The following is a 16048-nucleotide window of genomic DNA, read 5'->3' as shown; positions in this document are numbered from 1 at the left end:
GATTTTCTTCTGTTCGTCGGTGATGCGGTAGCTTTCGCAGGCTTTCTGGATGGATTTCGCATGAATCCAGGGGGACAGCTTACGATTCTTGATGTAGGGGAAGGTCGCGTCCCATTGCTTGGCGAGTGCGGTCGCCATGTACCAGGCGACAACCATTTGCACGTAGTAGCGGTCGGTGGGGCATTCCGCGCGGCCGTTGTCATCGAAAAGATTTTCGTCGATGGCGGCAACGAGTTTCAGGTGCTCCTTGCTGAAGCGTTCATCGAGGAAAAAGTTCATCAGCATGTTCACGCCGAATCGCACCGTATAAGGTTTGGTGGACTTTAACCATTCGCAAATCTTGGCGTAAAAGCGGGCTTCGTCCTTGAGCAGTGCCTTCGGAGATTTGCCGTCGCATACGGCCCAGTTGTCGATGTAAGGGAGAAACTGCTCTATGCGGCGCAGGCATTCGTCAAAGTCCTTGATGCGTTCTACCGCAAAAAGGTGCACCTGGTTTTCTTCAAAATACTTGTGCGGGAGCTTGTCCAAAAAATTCGCGACATCCTTCGGCATGAATTTTGCGGAGCCCTTCGCAGCCCCCTTCGTCGCGGCAGTTTTACCAGCGTTTTCCGCAAACTCCTTCGCAATTTTTCGCATCGTGGGTACGCGCACGCCGATAATCGATTTCTTCTCGATATTCGGCAACAGCGACGCGTGAAAGTCACGGTACTTTAAGTCCTGTTCGGCCAAGAGGCGCTTGATAAGCTCAGTATGATTCATCACATTTCCCCCATGGATTGCCACCACCACGCTTCGCTCGCGGCAGGCTCACTACGCTCCTCGCAAAGACGTGCAAATGCATTATGCGTTTTGTGCAACGACGTTATGGCGCGTTGTCCTTTTTAGGCTTAATCCTTGCGCTTAAATAGCTGAGCACCAGGTTCTGCCACACCACATAGCAAGTCGGGGCAAGCGCCACCACCGGGCCTGCATACAAAGTAGAAATCCAGATGACGAGCGTGGTATTCTTCTGGCCCATGCTCTGCGCACTTTCAATCGGGCGACGATTCTTTTCGACATACCAGCCGAGGGCGTAAAGGAGAATGCAGAGAATCAGCGAGATGCCCGCCATCATCGGGAGCTTTCCGCTATTCCACAAATCGGAGAATCCCATTTCGCGGATGTCGTAGCTCGCCTTCGCCAAGATGACGAACACCGAGAAAGTCCACACGAACATGGTGTACTTCTGGAATTTCGCGGCACGGTCGGCAAGTTCCGGGTAGAACGCGCGGAGTCCCAAGGCAAACGCGAGCGGAATACTGATAATCGGCTGAATCGTATTGAAAATCTTCATCGCGATTTCGCTCAGCTCCGCATCGGTGCCGGTCAGGTAACCGAACACAATCGGAATCGAGAAACAGGCGATCAGGTTTCCACTCAAGAAAATCTTCAAGGCAAGCGAGGCCGAACCGCCGAGCATTTTCGCCATGGCGGGGGCAGCGTTTGCAGGCGGGCAAAGCGCAATGATCGCGCCCCCCAAAAGCACCTCGCGCGGAAGGTCGAAAAGTTTCACGATACCCGCAATTACCGCCACCAGGATTAGGCTCACAATTAGGGCTCGAATTTCAATCTTGAACGTGTAGCCATGCGTCTGCGGCGGAATCTTTGTCACGAATGTCAAAAACATCATGGTCCCGATCAAAAACGGCATCAGGGGCGAAAGCACGTGCGCCTGCGGGAGCAAAATCCCAAGCAAAATCGCAATCGGCATCAAAACGGCACGTAAATTCTTCATACGCGCCCAAATGTAGAAAACCACCAAAACCTAGGCAAGATAGGGATTAATTTCTATATTGGCACGCTTCGCGTGCATATAGATCGGTTCGGTCATGACAAGCATATTTTATGCTTGTCGCGACTCTCACCTTATTCTATATTTGCACCCATGTTACGTTCTAGGTACGAAGCATTTGACTTCGTGGAAAAGAAGGCCGAGGTCAAAAAAAAGTCGGGCAACCCGATTTTGATGATCGTGTCGGGCTACCTCGCATTGGTTTGTTTGGGAGCACTCCTACTGTCGCTCCCGTTTGCACAGCGTGAACCTGTCGGCGTCCTCGACGCTTTCTTCACGGCGATGTCCGCCGTATGCGTCACGGGCCTTTCCACCATCGACATCAGCGCAAGCTTTACCTCTTTCGGCAACTGGGTACTCGTACTCCTGATGCAGGCGGGCGGTCTTGGAATCATGACGATTTCTACCGTGATTATCTTGCTTGCAGGCATGCACCCGGGATTCAACCACCAGTCGGCACTGCTTGCAAACTACACGCAAGAAGGAAACGTTGACGCGGGCCGAATCCTCAAGGCCGTGCTCCCCTTTACCTTCGGCCTCGAAGCCATCGGTGCCGTCGTGTACTTCACCCAGTTCAGCGACATGGAACTTTACGACCGCATTTTCTGCTCCCTATTCCAGGCGGTCAGTTCCTTCTGTAACGTAGGCTTCACGCTGTTCCCCGATTCGCTCATGCGGTTCCAGCTGAACCCGCTCATGAACATCACCACCTGCGTACTCGCGCTCGCAGGCGGATTTGGCTTCTTGGCCATCACCGAAATGCGCTACGTATTCGACCTCAAGAAGCGTGCCATCCGCAAGGTGTCGTTGCACACGCACATCGCCACGGGATTTACCCTGATGATCGTCCTCGTAAGCATCGCTTTCTTCATGTTCAGCGAATGGAGCAATACCTTTGCCGACCTGAGTTTCGGCCAGAAACTCGAATCGAGCGCCTTCATGGCCTTCACCAGCCGTACGGCGGGCCTCAATAACGTAAACGTTCCCGCGCTCAGCGTGGGTTCGCTGTTCTTCTTCGTGATTATCATGCTCATCGGTGCAAACCCGGGTAGCTGCGGCGGCGGTATCAAGACGACGACAACCGCCGTGATTTTCCTACTCGGATTCAACCGCCTGCTTGGCCGCAGCAAGACCCAGATTCTTGGCCGCACCATTCCCGAAACCACCGTCGATAAGGCCGTGCGAATCTTCGTGGTCGCCATCGTGGTCGTGGTGGTGGCAACGCTTGTGTTGCTCGAAACCGAAGCGGCGGGCAACTCCATCGAACAGGTTTCATTCCTCAAGGTGTTCTTCGAAGTCGTATCGGCCTACAGTACCTGCGGACTTTCGATGGGACTGACGCCGGACCTCTCGATTCCGGGCCGCATCGTGATCTGCCTCGTGATGTTCATCGGTCGAATGGGCCCACTGTTCCTGATTTCTGCCGTGGCAAAGACGCAGGAGCAGGGCATGTGGTACGCCGAAGAAGACATCATGGTGGGCTAACTGCTTCCCGCAGCGGGCAATTCTTTAGACTACTATTCAAAAAGAATTTCATCTATTTTTTCTCTTAAAAATCAGCTTTGAGGGGAGGGGGCCCGCGCTATTAACTACATTTAGCCTATGGCTTCTAAACAATTCGTAGTAATCGGACTTGGTAATACGGGCTACTTCTTGGCCCGCCACCTGACCGCACTCGGACACGACGTGATGGTCGTGGACCCAAGCCCTGAAAAAATCCAAGACATTTCGAACCAAGTGGCGCAGGCAGTCGTTGCCGACGGCACCCGCAAAAAGCAGCTCCAGTCGCTCCCGCTTTCCAAGGTGGACAGCGTCATCTGCTGTATCGGCGAAGACCTGCAGGCATCGCTCCTGACGGTTTTGAACCTCAAGGAACTGGGCGTGAAGCACATCATTGCGAAGTCCAGTAGCCCGGCCCACACCATTATCCTCGAAAAGCTCGGCGTAGCGGACATCTTCCATCCGGAACGCGACATGGCCATTTCCTTGGCGGAAAGGCTCAACCGCCCGAACATGCTCGACTACCTGCCGTTCATGGAAGGTTTCTCCATCGTCGAAATCGCATGCCCCGACGCTTTCCTCGGCAAGACCCTCAAGGACCTCTCCCTGACGCACAAGTACGGCATCCAGGTCATCGCCATCCGCGACCCCTTGGAACCCACGCCCAAGATCGGTAACATCGCCGACTACGTGCTCAAGGAAAACGACGTGCTGTTCGTCATCGGCCCGAACGAGGCCCTGGACAAGCTGAAGGCGTAAGACTCGTCGTACATTCCTTTACACAAGGATATGCATAAAAAAAGCCGGTTAATGACCGGTTTTTCTTTTGCCTGCTTTTAGGCGTATTGTAAACAAACGATGTAGCTAGAACACCGGCTGATTCGAAACGGCCTTTTCGGACTTGCGGCTTGCACCCGTATTCTTTTCGGAGGCGAGCTTGCGGTGCGTTACCGAGCCGACCACGAAATAGCGGCCGTCCTTCTGCACGAGCGCGGTATAGATGTTGAGTACCTTGACGGAGAACCACTGCTGGTAAAGGTTCAGCAGATTTTCCTTCAGGGTGGAGGTTTCATCGATCGCGGGGTTACCGGAAGCCTTGCCATACTTGAGCGTAAACTGCTCGGACATATAGGCGACCGCCTCGAAGGACTTGCTCAGGCGCGCGCGCTCGACACGACCGGTACGGATTTCGAAGGAATAAAACTTGTCGTTCTTGTTGAAAATGAAATCGACCTGGACCGGCAGTTCACCGAACATGAACACGGGGATAACCACACGTTCACCTTCGCCACTCTGACCGTAAGGTTCATATCCGAGTTTCATCACCTCTTCGATCACGGTTTCGCGGGAGGCTCCGAACGGAATTCCGGCAAAGTCGTTATAACGCTGAGCAACCGCCTCTAAAGACAGAAGCAGCGTCAATATCGTTATGATAAATCCGATTCTTTTCACAGGAATCTCCTAAATCCAATGTAAAAGATAGTAAACTTCTTTCGGTTGTTAAGTCCTTATGGGATAATTTCTTATAAAAAGTTGCGATTATCTATATTTTGGGGCATGTCCAGCACTTTTGGTAAAATTTTTAGCGTTTCCACTTGGGGTGAATCCCATGGTCCGGCCGTCGGTTCGGTCCTGGACGGATGCCCCGCAGGTCTTGAAATCTCCGAAGAGGAAGTCCAGGCGGAACTCAACCGCCGCCGCCCCGGGCAGGGGAAAATGACCACCGCCCGCGACGAGAAGGACCAGGTGAAAATCCTTTCGGGCGTATTCGAGGGAAAGACCACCGGCACCCCGATTTCGTTTGCCGTCTTTAACGAGGACCAGCGCAGCCACGACTACGCCGAGATCCAGAAATGGTACCGTCCCGGACACGCAGACCTGTGTTACGACCTCAAGTACGGGTTCAGGGACTACCGTGGCGGTGGACGCAGCTCCGCCCGCGAAACGATCGGGCGCGTGGCGGCAGGCGCCGTCGCGAAAAAACTTTTGAAGCAGGTGAACGGCACCGAGATTATCGCCTGGGTGAATTCCATCGGCGAAGTCGACTGCGGCCCCGTAGACCTGAACACCCTTACGCTTGAACAAATCGAAGAATCCCCCGTGCGCTGCCCCGACAAGGAAGCGAGCGCCAAGATGGAACAAGCCGTACTCGATGCACGCGCAAACGGCGACAGCATCGGCGGCACCGTATGCCTCCTGGTGAAGAATCCTCCGGTGGCGCTGGGCGAACCGGTGTTCGACCGCCTGGACGCGCTACTCGCGCAGGCGATGCTGTCCATCCCCGCCTGCAAGGGATTCGAAATCGGAAGCGGTTTCGCCTCGGCACGTATGCACGGAAGCAAGCACAACGACGAACTCTACTTTGACGGTCACCGTTACCGCACCCGCACCAACAACGCGGGTGGCAGCCTCGGCGGCATCAGCAACGGCGAACCCATCTACTGCCGCATGGCCTTCAAGCCGACCGCCACAATCTCCCAGGAACAGAAGACCGCTGGTCGCGGTGGCGAAAACGGAACGCTCGCCGCTCGCGGACGCCACGACCCCTGCGTCGCCGTACGTGCCCCGGTGATTGTCGAAAGCATGGCCGCCCTCGTTTTGGCCGACTTGTTCCTGCAGCAAAAGAGAAACTGCCTGTAGGAGCGAGGTCGCGGCGTTGCCGCTTTGAGGTATGAGGTTTGAGCAAGAAGAATGATGAGCTTAGCCATTGTCCTCTGTTACCGTGCCGCCTACCTGTTGCATCATGCGATCTGCCTTAGGCCAGGGAAACCGCTAAGGCATTCGCGGTTAATCGTTGTCGGGGCGTACCGAACCGGAGGCGCAGGAAAGACGCCCTTCTGCACCTGGCTTACAGAAACACTCGCCGCACAAGACAAGCGAGTAGCCATTCTCTGTCACGAATACGCCTACGACGAAGCGGCAATGCTCCGGAAACATTTCCACACTAATCCGCGAGTCGAAATTTTCGAGACACGCAACCGCTACCGCCTCGCCCACGAGCTCGACCAGGCCAAAAAATTCGACTTCATCCTTTGCGACGACGGTTTCGAGGACAGTCGTCTGGCAGGCGCAGTCACGTTCGTCCTCCTGTGGGAAAGGGCTCCTGTCAAAATCCAAAATCTCTGGCCACTCGGAAATTCCAGAAGTCTCGCAAAGGACCACCCTTCCGACTGCATAGAAATCCACTGCACGGGAAATGATTCCGATCTACGTTTCATTATAGACAAAATAACAAACAAGGACGAAGACGCCCTCAAAACGGAAGTGAACGTTTTTTGCGGAATCGGCGACCCGGAACGTTTTTGCAGCGACATAAAGGCTCAAGGCATTACCATCGCCTCGACAACCTTCCTGAAAGACCACGACCGAAATTTCGCACAAAGATTGTTGCAAGAAATCGCCGCACACCCCGAACAAGCTTTCGTCATCTCGGAAAAAGATGCCGAACGGTTCAGGATTTTGCACGGCACGGCACCGGATTTACCCCAAAATATCTACATTGCGCGCCAAAAAATGATCCCCGGTGAACGTCTAGTCCATTTAGTACAAGATGTTTTGTTAAATTCTACAGTAAGCGAATAAAGAAGGATCGAATCATGACGCTGACACAACGTATTCAAGAACTTTTGCAAGTCCTGTGCGCCGACTTCCCCGAAAGGGAATCCTGCCTAAGCCTAGGCTTTCTCTCGGTAGTCAACAACGAGCCCTTCTACCTTTACGGCCGTACCGGTTCGGGAAAATCGTTTCTTGTCAAGCGTCTGTCGTCCGCATTCAAGGACAACAAGGTCTTGCAGGTAGGTTCACGCCAGCACAGTTTCCCGACCAAGCTCGGCGTATTCGACCTTATCATTTTCCAGAACTTCAACCCGATTGACGACATCACCAAGGAAAACGTCCGCGCCGCCCTACAGGACCGCGAAAACGCTCCCGTCATCTTGAGCAGCGACATCCGCCCCGAAAATGCCATGGGCCGCGCCGAAATCGCCGACGAAATCACGCTCACCATTTCGATGCCCGACAACCTTTCGCCAAGCGCTCTGTGTTCACTACTCCAGAGCCAGGGCAAAGCCCAAAACTTCGAAGTTCCCGACAACCTGAAAATTTCGCTAGACGAAAAAAACGCCTGGAAAGAAGAAATCAAGAAAATCGAGCTTTCCGAAGACACGCTTTCCACCATCGGGAAGCTTGCAGAAATCTGCACACAGAACGGCATCTACGTTCCTATCAGCAAGTGGCTTGCGCTCACCAACATGGCAAAGGCGATCGCCTTCTTTAACGGCAGGACGCACACGACCTTTATCGACACGCTGTTCCTGGGAGCCCCCATCTGGGGACGTTCCACCTCGAACAAGGCCATCAACGAAAGTTTCAACGAAATCGTCAAGTCGGTCATGCTCAAGGAGCTTGCAAACGTCGCCGACAACGTCTACGACGCCGCAGGGCTTTTCCGCAGAGTAAAAACGCTACTCCACAGCAGCAACAACTTGTACGAAACCAAGGATTTCAACGGGGAACCCTGCATCTGCTACCGCATCACCGTCGCAGGCGAACCGGCCCCGCTCTACGTGCCGCTACAGTACGTCGAAACCGACGAAGACTTCAACCCCTACAATGAGCTTCGCCAGGTCGAAAAGCACGTCCGCTGCAATTTCCACGGAACATCCAGCTGCACCATCTCTATCGACTCCGCCGTAAAGGGAATCGGACTTCGAAACAACGCCATGAGGAACAACAATTCCTCGCCATCCAAGTTCGAAGACTTCGCGACGCTGCCAACCTATATTCTGCGCGAAAACGATCCCGACGTGGCAAGACAGAAAAAGATTCTGCTCGAAGAACTCCGCAAGGAAACGCAGACGCAGATGGAACAGCAGGCGAAAATTCTCCGCAGCCTGCGCGACCTGTACCAAGCGAACAAGGTTTACCGCAACGATCTTTTCTGCGACATTCCGCGCTTCGACAATATTCAGGGAGAACTGCGCGACATGTTCGACACGATCAACGGTGTTGCGACCAAGCTGAAAGAAACCCTGGAACTGTATAAATAATTGGTTCTAATCCCTGAGGATTCCTTCGATGTCGTCGGGGACTTCGGGGCGCATCACCAAGAGCACCGCATTCTGCGAAATAATCACGTAGCGTTCGCCGTCGATCTCGATTTCGTGTCCGCTCGCATGCAGATAAAGGGCCTCGTCGCCTTCCTTGACCTGCAAGGGCAAGTACTTCACGTTTTCGGGATTTTCGCTGCGAAAAATTTCGTCGCCATCCTGGTTTACGGGAATCGGATACCCCGGCCCCACGCGCACCACAAGCCCCGTATGCACGGCATCGTGTTCCCGGACACTTGGAGGCAGGTAAAGTCCACTCCCCGTCTTGTTCGAGGATTCCAGGGGCTTCAAGAGGATTCGGTCACCAATGACCACGACATTCTTTAATGGATTCAGCATAGCGACAAAGATAAAATTAAAACGCTTTTGCTATAATATAGGACGTGATTTTTGTTGCATTGTGGACACTCATTTTGGTATTTCTCGCCATTTACCTCGGGCGAAGTCCCAAGGTGCGGGGTTGGCTAAAAGTCCTTTCGCGAAATCGGAGAATCTGGCGAACCCTGATCGCGACCGTCCTTATCCTTGCAACCATCACGCTCACCTACGTATTCCTCCCTGCCGCAAATCGCGAAGACACCGACGAGAGAAAGCTCTTTGAACGTTACGCCGCAGAAGCCGTACTGAAACTCGATACGCTGCAGAAAATCGCGGTAGATTCCAGTTGCGACCTGACGCACGCCGAACCGGAACTCGCCTACGTTTTGCCGCTCGTGATTGCCGCCTACAACGAAATTGTCGAAAAGCCCACGCTACCCATAATAACGCGCCTCGATGACACGCTCCACTTTACCATGAACGGCTACAAGCAATTCAAGAACAGGGGCATCCGTCTGAACAAGCTTTTGCAAAAAAAACTCGGCAACCGCTACACCACGAAAATCACAAGCGAAGAAACCACCCACACGCTGGAAATTACATATAACGGAAACCCCTGGGATACCGAGCAACTGACGGCGCTTCCCGTTATGGAGGCCTCACGGATTTACAAGCTGGACCCGGCACTTCTCATGTCGCTGATACGGCACGTGTCGAATTTCAACTTCGACTTCCGCGGACAAAAAGACGCACACGGAATCCTCGCTCTCGAAGAAGGCGAAGGGCTCGAACAAATCTTTATCGGCGCAGATCGCCTAAGCAAGCAGCTGCGAGTGGGAATCAGCCAGGAGAACGCCATCGCGACATTCTACCCGGAACCTGAAATCGGTGCAAAGCCCGAAAACTGGCACAAGTCCCCGCTCACCAAGAGCTGGGTAGACCAGGTACTTTCCGACATCCAATTCTACAGGGCGAACGGACTGAAATAAAATCATTCCAATAGAACTGGAGATTCCCGCCTTCGCGAGAATGACATTTCAATATTAATGTTTCAGGTGCAGCTTGCGGAGCACCTTTCCAAGGAGTTCGTTCAGGATATCCTTCGCATCCTTGCTGCCCAGGTAACGCTGGACAATGAGCGTGAGCGTAAACAGCAGGATTCCCGCCGCACAGGCATAGACAACGAGCACAACAAAATTCGCGTTCCGGACAAAATCGCCAGAGACGCGGTCAAGACCCACTGCCACCGCAATCATGATACCGAAAGCGACCAGGGCACGCACCATGTTCAAAAGGGCATCCTTCATACCGTCGGTGCCGTTCTTTTTCGCCCACATGAAGATCATCGAAATGACCTGGAGAATCGCACCCGTCGCACCGATAATCGGCACGCTCTTGATGCCGAGCCCCACCTCGGGAGCGCCGAGCAGAATGTAGGCAGGAATCGTCGCCGCAAAGATGCCGGTATTGAGAAGCGTCGGTACCCACATGCGTTCACAGGCGTAAAAACTACGCACCAGCACCGCCTGCAGGCAAAGGCCTAGGCTTACGGGCAAGTACCAGCGGAGAATCTCGGAAATCGCCTCGGTGGTTTCGCGCTGAAAAGCTCCGCGTTCAAACAGGATACGCACGGCAGGGAAACTGAGCGCCCATACGGCGACCACTGCCGGAATCAGAATACAGAACATGCGGGAAAGGCTCTTCCAGATTTTGCGATTCAGCTGGCCAAAATCCCCTTCCTTAACGAGGCGGGCCATGTCGGGGTAACTCGTAACGCTCACCGAAAATCCGAAGACCGCCACCAGCGTGTACATCACACGGTAGGCATAGTTGAGGCTCGAAATGCCGCCCGTACCGAAATTCGCTCCAAAGCTACGGATAATGAATTCGAGACCGAACATGGAGCCCACACCCAAGGACATCGGGAGCATCATCTTGAAATAGCGGACGATATCAGGGTGAGTCGGCTGCACCAGAAGCTCGTAATGCACCCCGCCACGCCGGGCGCCAAAAATCTGCAAGGCAAAGAAGCCGATAAAGGCGCCCACCGGCACGCCCCAGGCGAATCCCTCGAGGCCGTAACTCGTGCCGGTGAACTTCTCGAGCGCAAGTCCCAAAGCGCCACCGCCCACAATCGCCACGTTATAAATCAGGCCCGTAAGCGAGGGAATCAGGAACTGCTTGCGGGTATGCTGCACCGCAACCAGAATGCTCCCGACAAAAATGAACACCTGCCCCGGCAAGATAATGCGGCCATAGTAAGTGGCGCGCTCGATCAGTTCCGGCGTGGCCCCGTCAACAGTCAACAGCTGCAAAAGCTCCTTCATCCAAATAAACGCAGGCACCACCAAAATCAGGAGCGCAATCCCGAAGGTGTTCAGCACGTTGCTGAAGAACTTCCAGCCGCCACGTTCGTCACCTGCCACCTTGTAGCCGGTGAAAATCGGGATAAAGATAATCGAGAGGAACCCAGTACTCACCACGTGATTCAGGATGTCCGGAATCATGAAGGCAAGGTCGAGGGCATTCTTCTCGAGCGACACACCCGCGGCATGCGCCAAAAGCATTTCACGGAAAATTCCGAGCACACGGCTCAGGAGCATCGAAACGGCAACGATAATAGCAGCTTTATTCATAGAAAAGTAGACAGTGATTAGTGGCTAGTGATTAGGTTTCAGGGATCAGGGGTCGGATGTAAGGTCCCTGAGCCTGCCGAAGGGCCAAGAGATGAATTTGACAGAAGAAGGCAACATTATACAGCGACCTTGAGCGCATTCAACGGACTTCTTGCAGGAATCTTTTTCTGCTGCTGCAACCGCGACACGATAACGCCCGGACGCACATGGAACTTACCCGAGAAAAATTCAATGCAGCGCCTTTCGGCAAAACGCCCCGTACAAATAATCTCGCATTCCTCGGCCTCGGTCAGCAAAAGATTTTCCGCCGTACGTTCCGCTTCCTTACAGCAGGGATCCTTTAGGGCGTCACGGTTATTTTCACGCAAGCCGTTTTCTGCAAATTCCGCCGCAAGTTTCGATGTCAAGAGACACGGACGCTTGCTATGCGACTGCAAGAGATGCCCCACCATGTGCGACACCGCTTCCAAAAAATCGCTGTCACTTGTACGGGACGTCGGCAAAAGCAGAACCGGCCGCAACCCCTTCCAGAAAAACGCAGCCCTGGGAGCAGGCGCCGTAATAAAGGCAGGAACCTGCAACACAGTAACGTCGCATTTTTTCAAGGTATCGACGACGACTTGCCGTAAATTTTCGCGAAGCATAAAGGCGTTTCGGCGCAAGAACATCATATTGTTCGCAATGATTTCGCGGAACAGGCACAGTTCGCCCGAAGGGCGCCTCACCTGCAATTCACCAAGGCGAATCCACGCCGAATAGACCTGCGGATTCACGGTTCCCTGCGCAACGGCATACGCCTTTTTCCAAGCAGCAACCGAAACCACGCCCATGAACTTCATCAGTTCGCGCGGCAAAAGCCCCGACTTGAAACGTTCCGCAAAACTCTTTCCGGATGTGCCGCAAATCATCCCTAGACGCTCTAAATCGCGGGCCGGAAATTTCTTCGCCCATTCCACCGCTTCAACGGTGCAGAAACGTTGTTCAAAACTTCTCCTGGCAAGTTCGAAATCATCCGCCTGTTCAGGCGAAAAATTCCACAATTCATTTGCGGGCGCATCGAGCAGAAACTCCAGTTCGCACCTCTTTTCCATCGAAAAGGAATCGAGCAACGTGCGGCGCGAATAACCAAGACGCATCAGAAGTTCTTCTTGCGTCAAATCCTTGCGACGCATCGCCTCACGAACAGCCGGCGTAAAAACATCGCGCAAATTTGTCAACAAAGACTGTTCCATACAAATTCCTATGGCTCGTGAGCCTTGAATCTGATGACCAGGATTTCAGAATCCGATCCGAAACGCACCGGAGGTCCCCAACAGTCAAAGCCGGAACTCACGATCCAGTAGACGCCACTCAGGGCACCAACCCCGGAAGCAATTTTCCATACCCAGTTGATTACGATCGTTCCCGGGAAAAACTGTCCGTCGTGCGTATGTCCCGAAAAAGCATAATCGGGCAAACGTCCCGAATGGCTTTTCTCGATTCCCTTGGGCTGATGGTCCAACAGAATCCAAGGACGCGGATCGTCCACCATGACAATGGAATCCGCCTTCGCCGAATCAGGTGCCACAGAAGAATCTTCTACAGCAACCTTCGCAGAAGCCGTCTTCAACGAATCTACTTCCAGGGAATCCTTGGCTTCGGCAGGCATCACAGGAATCAGCTCCGTAAGCGGCTTGCGCAAGGTCCCGCGACGGCGGGCCACCTGGAAATCCGTACGGCCCGTAAAGCAGGCAAGTCCAATGCATTCCGTAGAATCGTCGAGGACCACAAAACCCACATCGCGCATCCAGGAATCAGGATCGGAGCTGCCCCGCTCCTGCATTCCCTCGTGATTTCCGTTAATGGCGACCGCGGCAATCTTGGCCGAAGAAGTCATCTTCTTGAATAACGTATCATAGCCCCATGCCGAAAGCGTCGTCGTCGGGACATCCATCAGGTCACCGCCAAAAAGCAGATAGTCCGGCGCAATCGAATCCACGTCGGCAACCAGGCGCTCAAGCTTCTGCCGACTGAACAGCGGATCGATGTGGACATCGCTAAAAAACACCGCCGTAAAGCTTTCGGTATACTGCAACGGCAAGGTGATCGTCTTCAGGTTCATCTTGTAATCGTCGTTGTGCGGAACCCCGAACGCAAAAATCAGTCCCGTAAAGCCCACCGTAATTCCCAAAAGCCAGCGGCTAACGCGGCGAACCTTGTGACGGCTCAGGTGGTGAGGTTGCGTAAAGTAATAGCCGATCCTGTACAGAGTCCAGGGGATATAAAGCAACAGCGACTGGCAAAGCCATACCGCAAAAAACGAAATGACAATCGCACCGACAAGCGTCTCGCGGAAAAACATGCTTGCAAAAATGGCAAGCAAAACCGCAAGTGCAATGATTTTTCCCGGAAGCCCCTTCGCAAGGGTGCTCAGGTTGATATAAACCAGGACTAGTCCAACCACCAGAATTGCAAGAAAAATAAGCATATCGTAATAATAGAAAAAACGAAATGCGGAACCGATGCGCCACCCTGTACCCCGTCTATGTTTCTATCTTTTAGGCCATGGACAGAGCACGACGCCGCAAATTTGGACAGAACTTCCTGGATGTACCCACCGCACAGATGATTGCAGGAGACTTGCCCGCAAACGAAGGCGAGGCCGTACTGGAAATCGGTCCTGGGCACGGCGCCCTTACAGAACACCTGCTCGACCGCGCCGTGCAACTCACTGCCGTCGAAATCGACGAGCAGTGTGTCGAATTTTTGCAACAAAAATTCCAGGGCCGCGAAAATTTCCACATCGCCAACATCGACTTTCTCAAGTTCGACCTGCAGGCATTTCTCGATGCGCACGACAAGCCCTGGGTTACCGGCAACCTTCCGTACAACGTATCGACCGCGATTATCGCCGGACTCATGCCACGGCTTCACCTGACCAAGGGATTCATGGGCATGGTACAGCTCGAAGTCGCCGAACGCATCTGCGCCACTCCCTGTAGCAGCAACTACGGTAGTTTATCTGTACTCGTATCCGCCTACGCCGACACGCAAATTCTCCGTAAAATCGGCCCCGAGCATTTTACGCCGCGCCCGAACGTAGACAGCGCCACGATGCTCCTCACGCCCCGCGCCGACGCGCTCCAGGCCCCAGAGGGATTTTTCGACTTCGTGCGCGCCGCCTTTACGCAAAAGAGAAAGACGCTCGCCAATTCCTTCGGCCGCGCCTACGACAAGAAAAAAATCCAGGAAGCCATTGAACTCCTGGATTATCCGACAACTGTCCGTGCCGAAGAACTCTCACCCGCACAATTCCTTGAATTCTACAAGGTGATTGTGGGAAAGTAGGTAGAACCTAGCTGGCCCTTCGACAAGTTCAGGGACCTCTTATTAAAGGTTAGCGAGCTTGCCGAACCAAAGCTTCGGCTACCTCTTTCCTTCTTTCTTGTAGCGGTCGATGCATTCCTGGTAAAAGTCGAAGGTCTGCTTCGCGATCGACTTCCAGCTGAACACGTCAATAGCGCGCTTGCGGCTGACTTCACCCATCTTCTTTGCAAGTTCCGGGTTTCCGAGCACCTTGTTGAGCTTATTCGCAAAGTCGGTCTGGAATGCCTTCGGGTCCGCCGGCTCAAAATCCGTTTCGGACTTCGCCTTGAGCGGCACCAGGAATCCAGTTTCGCCATCCACGATGATTTCGGGAATGCCACCGACAGCGGAACCCACCACCGGAGTACCGCAGCTCATGGCTTCGAGGTTGATGATGCCGAACGGTTCGTAGAGAGAAGGTGTCGCAAACACGGTCGCATTGCTGTAAAGCACGCGGAGTTCTTCATGCGGAACCGCTTCCTGAATCCAGACCACGCCGTCGCGAGTCTTCTGCACGTCCTCGATAAGAGCCTTGCATTCATCGGCAAGTTCAATAGTATCCGGAGCGCCTGCGCAGAGCACCACCTGGGCGGACTTATCAATCTGCGGAATCGCCTGGATCAGCTGACTGATGCCCTTCTGGCGCGTGATGCGGCCCACGAACAGCACATACGGACGCTTCGGGTCGACACCCCACTTGGTGAGGATGCTTTCGTCGAAAGTCGGCGCATAGAAATCCGGATCAATGCCGTTGTAAATCACCTTCACGCGATCCTCGGGAACGCCGTAAAGTTTCATCACGTCACGCTTCATGCCCTCGCTCACAGCAATCACGCCATCGGCGGCTTCGTAAGCGGTGCGTTCAATCCAGCAACTCATGGCATAGCCGCCGTCACCCAGCTGCTCCGCCTTCCACGGACGGTGCGGTTCCAGGGAATGCGTCGTCAAGATCAGCGGGCACTGCAGAAGGCGGCTAGCAAGCACGCCGCCAAAGTGGCTGTACCACGTATGGCAATGAATCACGTCGATATCCTTGAGCGATGCCGCCCACTGGAGATCGATATCGATCGGCTTGAAAATTTTCTGGAAACGGTCATCTTCGGGATTGAGCCCGAGCTTGCGCGAAAAGCCGAGAGCGTGGATGTTATTTTCGTTCACGTTCTGTACGCCAAAGCAACGCGCCTCGATGTGGCAAAGTTTTGCAAGTTCCTGCGTCAGGAACTTCACGTGGATACCGGCACCGCCATAGATTTCCGGCGGGAATTCGTTAGTCAAAATTGCAGCGTTCATAGGTTAGTAAACAGTAGAAA

General features: G+C 53.8%; 15 protein-coding genes. 7 read left to right on the top strand and 8 right to left on the bottom strand.

The features are described from left to right. Both Q0W37_RS11980 and Q0W37_RS11975 read right to left on the bottom strand, forming a co-directional pair. Positions 1-759, bottom strand: a 759-nt coding sequence (locus Q0W37_RS11980) for a DNA alkylation repair protein (protein WP_297701796.1), incomplete at its 3' end; no start/stop codon positions are given. Between the two features lie 103 nt (positions 760-862). Then, positions 863-1774 (bottom strand): hypothetical protein, encoded by a 912-nt coding sequence (locus Q0W37_RS11975; protein ID WP_297701795.1) that lies wholly within the window; start codon positions 1772-1774, stop codon positions 863-865. Between the two features lie 150 nt (positions 1775-1924). Here Q0W37_RS11975 and Q0W37_RS11970 point away from each other — a divergent pair, with 150 nt between their 5' ends. Together Q0W37_RS11970 and Q0W37_RS11965 are read left to right on the top strand one after the other, a co-directional pair. Continuing rightward, positions 1925-3316, top strand: coding sequence for a TrkH family potassium uptake protein (locus Q0W37_RS11970; RefSeq protein WP_297701794.1), 1392 nt, complete (start codon positions 1925-1927; stop codon positions 3314-3316). A 117-nt stretch (positions 3317-3433) separates the two neighbouring features. Continuing rightward, entirely contained in the window at positions 3434-4090 is a 657-nt protein-coding gene (locus tag Q0W37_RS11965; protein ID WP_073058332.1) for a TrkA family potassium uptake protein, read from the top strand. 105 nt (positions 4091-4195) lie between these two features. Here Q0W37_RS11965 and Q0W37_RS11960 read toward each other — a convergent pair whose 3' ends face one another. Continuing rightward, complete coding sequence (locus Q0W37_RS11960) at positions 4196-4783, bottom strand: hypothetical protein (protein WP_297701793.1); 588 nt, start codon at positions 4781-4783, stop codon at positions 4196-4198. Positions 4784-4888: 105 nt separating this feature from the next. Here Q0W37_RS11960 and aroC point away from each other — a divergent pair, with 105 nt between their 5' ends. Genes aroC through Q0W37_RS11945 form a run of 3 tightly spaced genes read left to right on the top strand, consistent with a single transcriptional unit; the run spans position 4889 to position 8379 of the window. Next, positions 4889-5971 (top strand): chorismate synthase, encoded by a 1083-nt coding sequence (gene aroC / locus Q0W37_RS11955; RefSeq protein WP_297701792.1) that lies wholly within the window; start codon positions 4889-4891, stop codon positions 5969-5971. A gap of 51 nt (positions 5972-6022) precedes the next feature. Beyond that, a complete protein-coding gene (locus tag Q0W37_RS11950) occupies positions 6023-6913 on the top strand; it encodes a tetraacyldisaccharide 4'-kinase (protein WP_297701791.1) in 891 nt (296 codons plus the stop codon). Positions 6914-6927: 14 nt separating this feature from the next. After that, positions 6928-8379 carry a hypothetical protein gene (locus Q0W37_RS11945; protein WP_297701790.1) on the top strand — a complete coding sequence of 484 codons (1452 nt, stop codon included), beginning with the start codon at positions 6928-6930 and terminating at the stop codon, positions 8377-8379. A 6-nt stretch (positions 8380-8385) separates the two neighbouring features. Here the strand turns inward: Q0W37_RS11945 and Q0W37_RS11940 are convergent, their stop codons facing one another. Continuing rightward, entirely contained in the window at positions 8386-8778 is a 393-nt protein-coding gene (locus Q0W37_RS11940) for a co-chaperone GroES family protein (RefSeq protein WP_297701789.1), read from the bottom strand. Between the two features lie 74 nt (positions 8779-8852). On the opposite strand from Q0W37_RS11940, the gene Q0W37_RS11935 reads away from it, so the two are divergent. After that, entirely contained in the window at positions 8853-9746 is an 894-nt protein-coding gene (locus tag Q0W37_RS11935) for a hypothetical protein (protein ID WP_297701788.1), read from the top strand. 54 nt (positions 9747-9800) lie between these two features. Here Q0W37_RS11935 and murJ read toward each other — a convergent pair whose 3' ends face one another. The 3 genes from murJ to Q0W37_RS11920 form a co-directional block, all read right to left on the bottom strand. Then, positions 9801-11393, bottom strand: a complete 1593-nt coding sequence (gene murJ / locus Q0W37_RS11930; protein WP_297701787.1) for a murein biosynthesis integral membrane protein MurJ — start codon at positions 11391-11393, stop codon at positions 9801-9803. 116 nt (positions 11394-11509) lie between these two features. Further along, entirely contained in the window at positions 11510-12625 is a 1116-nt protein-coding gene (locus Q0W37_RS11925; RefSeq protein ID WP_297701786.1) for a hypothetical protein, read from the bottom strand. An 8-nt stretch (positions 12626-12633) separates the two neighbouring features. After that, positions 12634-13860 (bottom strand): metallophosphoesterase, encoded by a 1227-nt coding sequence (locus tag Q0W37_RS11920; protein WP_297701785.1) that lies wholly within the window; start codon positions 13858-13860, stop codon positions 12634-12636. Positions 13861-13937: 77 nt separating this feature from the next. On the opposite strand from Q0W37_RS11920, the gene rsmA reads away from it, so the two are divergent. Then, positions 13938-14720, top strand: coding sequence for a 16S rRNA (adenine(1518)-N(6)/adenine(1519)-N(6))-dimethyltransferase RsmA (rsmA, locus tag Q0W37_RS11915; protein WP_297701784.1), 783 nt, complete (start codon positions 13938-13940; stop codon positions 14718-14720). Positions 14721-14798: 78 nt separating this feature from the next. Here the strand turns inward: rsmA and glgA are convergent, their stop codons facing one another. Then, positions 14799-16028, bottom strand: coding sequence for a glycogen synthase (gene glgA, locus Q0W37_RS11910; RefSeq protein ID WP_297701783.1), 1230 nt, complete (start codon positions 16026-16028; stop codon positions 14799-14801). Positions 16029-16048: the final 20 nt, after the last annotated feature.

The sequence above is a fragment of the uncultured Fibrobacter sp. genome, assembly GCF_947166265.1.
In the GTDB taxonomy this organism is placed as follows: Bacteria; Fibrobacterota; Fibrobacteria; order Fibrobacterales; family Fibrobacteraceae; genus Fibrobacter.
The sequence above is the reverse complement of the archived record's forward strand: the minus strand, read 5'-3'. Positions and strand labels throughout refer to the sequence as shown.

Coding starts and splice junctions, on each gene's coding strand:
- Q0W37_RS11940 (WP_297701789.1), bottom strand. CDS start 8,778: ATGCTGAATCCATTAAAGAATGTCGTGGTCATTGGTGACCGAATCCTC.
- aroC (WP_297701792.1), top strand. CDS start 4,889: ATGTCCAGCACTTTTGGTAAAATTTTTAGCGTTTCCACTTGGGGTGAA.
- rsmA (WP_297701784.1), top strand. CDS start 13,938: ATGGACAGAGCACGACGCCGCAAATTTGGACAGAACTTCCTGGATGTA.
- glgA (WP_297701783.1), bottom strand. CDS start 16,028: ATGAACGCTGCAATTTTGACTAACGAATTCCCGCCGGAAATCTATGGC.
- Q0W37_RS11950 (WP_297701791.1), top strand. CDS start 6,023: ATGATGAGCTTAGCCATTGTCCTCTGTTACCGTGCCGCCTACCTGTTG.
- Q0W37_RS11945 (WP_297701790.1), top strand. CDS start 6,928: ATGACGCTGACACAACGTATTCAAGAACTTTTGCAAGTCCTGTGCGCC.
- Q0W37_RS11920 (WP_297701785.1), bottom strand. CDS start 13,860: ATGCTTATTTTTCTTGCAATTCTGGTGGTTGGACTAGTCCTGGTTTAT.
- Q0W37_RS11975 (WP_297701795.1), bottom strand. CDS start 1,774: ATGAAGAATTTACGTGCCGTTTTGATGCCGATTGCGATTTTGCTTGGG.
- murJ (WP_297701787.1), bottom strand. CDS start 11,393: ATGAATAAAGCTGCTATTATCGTTGCCGTTTCGATGCTCCTGAGCCGT.
- Q0W37_RS11925 (WP_297701786.1), bottom strand. CDS start 12,625: ATGGAACAGTCTTTGTTGACAAATTTGCGCGATGTTTTTACGCCGGCT.
- Q0W37_RS11970 (WP_297701794.1), top strand. CDS start 1,925: ATGTTACGTTCTAGGTACGAAGCATTTGACTTCGTGGAAAAGAAGGCC.
- Q0W37_RS11965 (WP_073058332.1), top strand. CDS start 3,434: ATGGCTTCTAAACAATTCGTAGTAATCGGACTTGGTAATACGGGCTAC.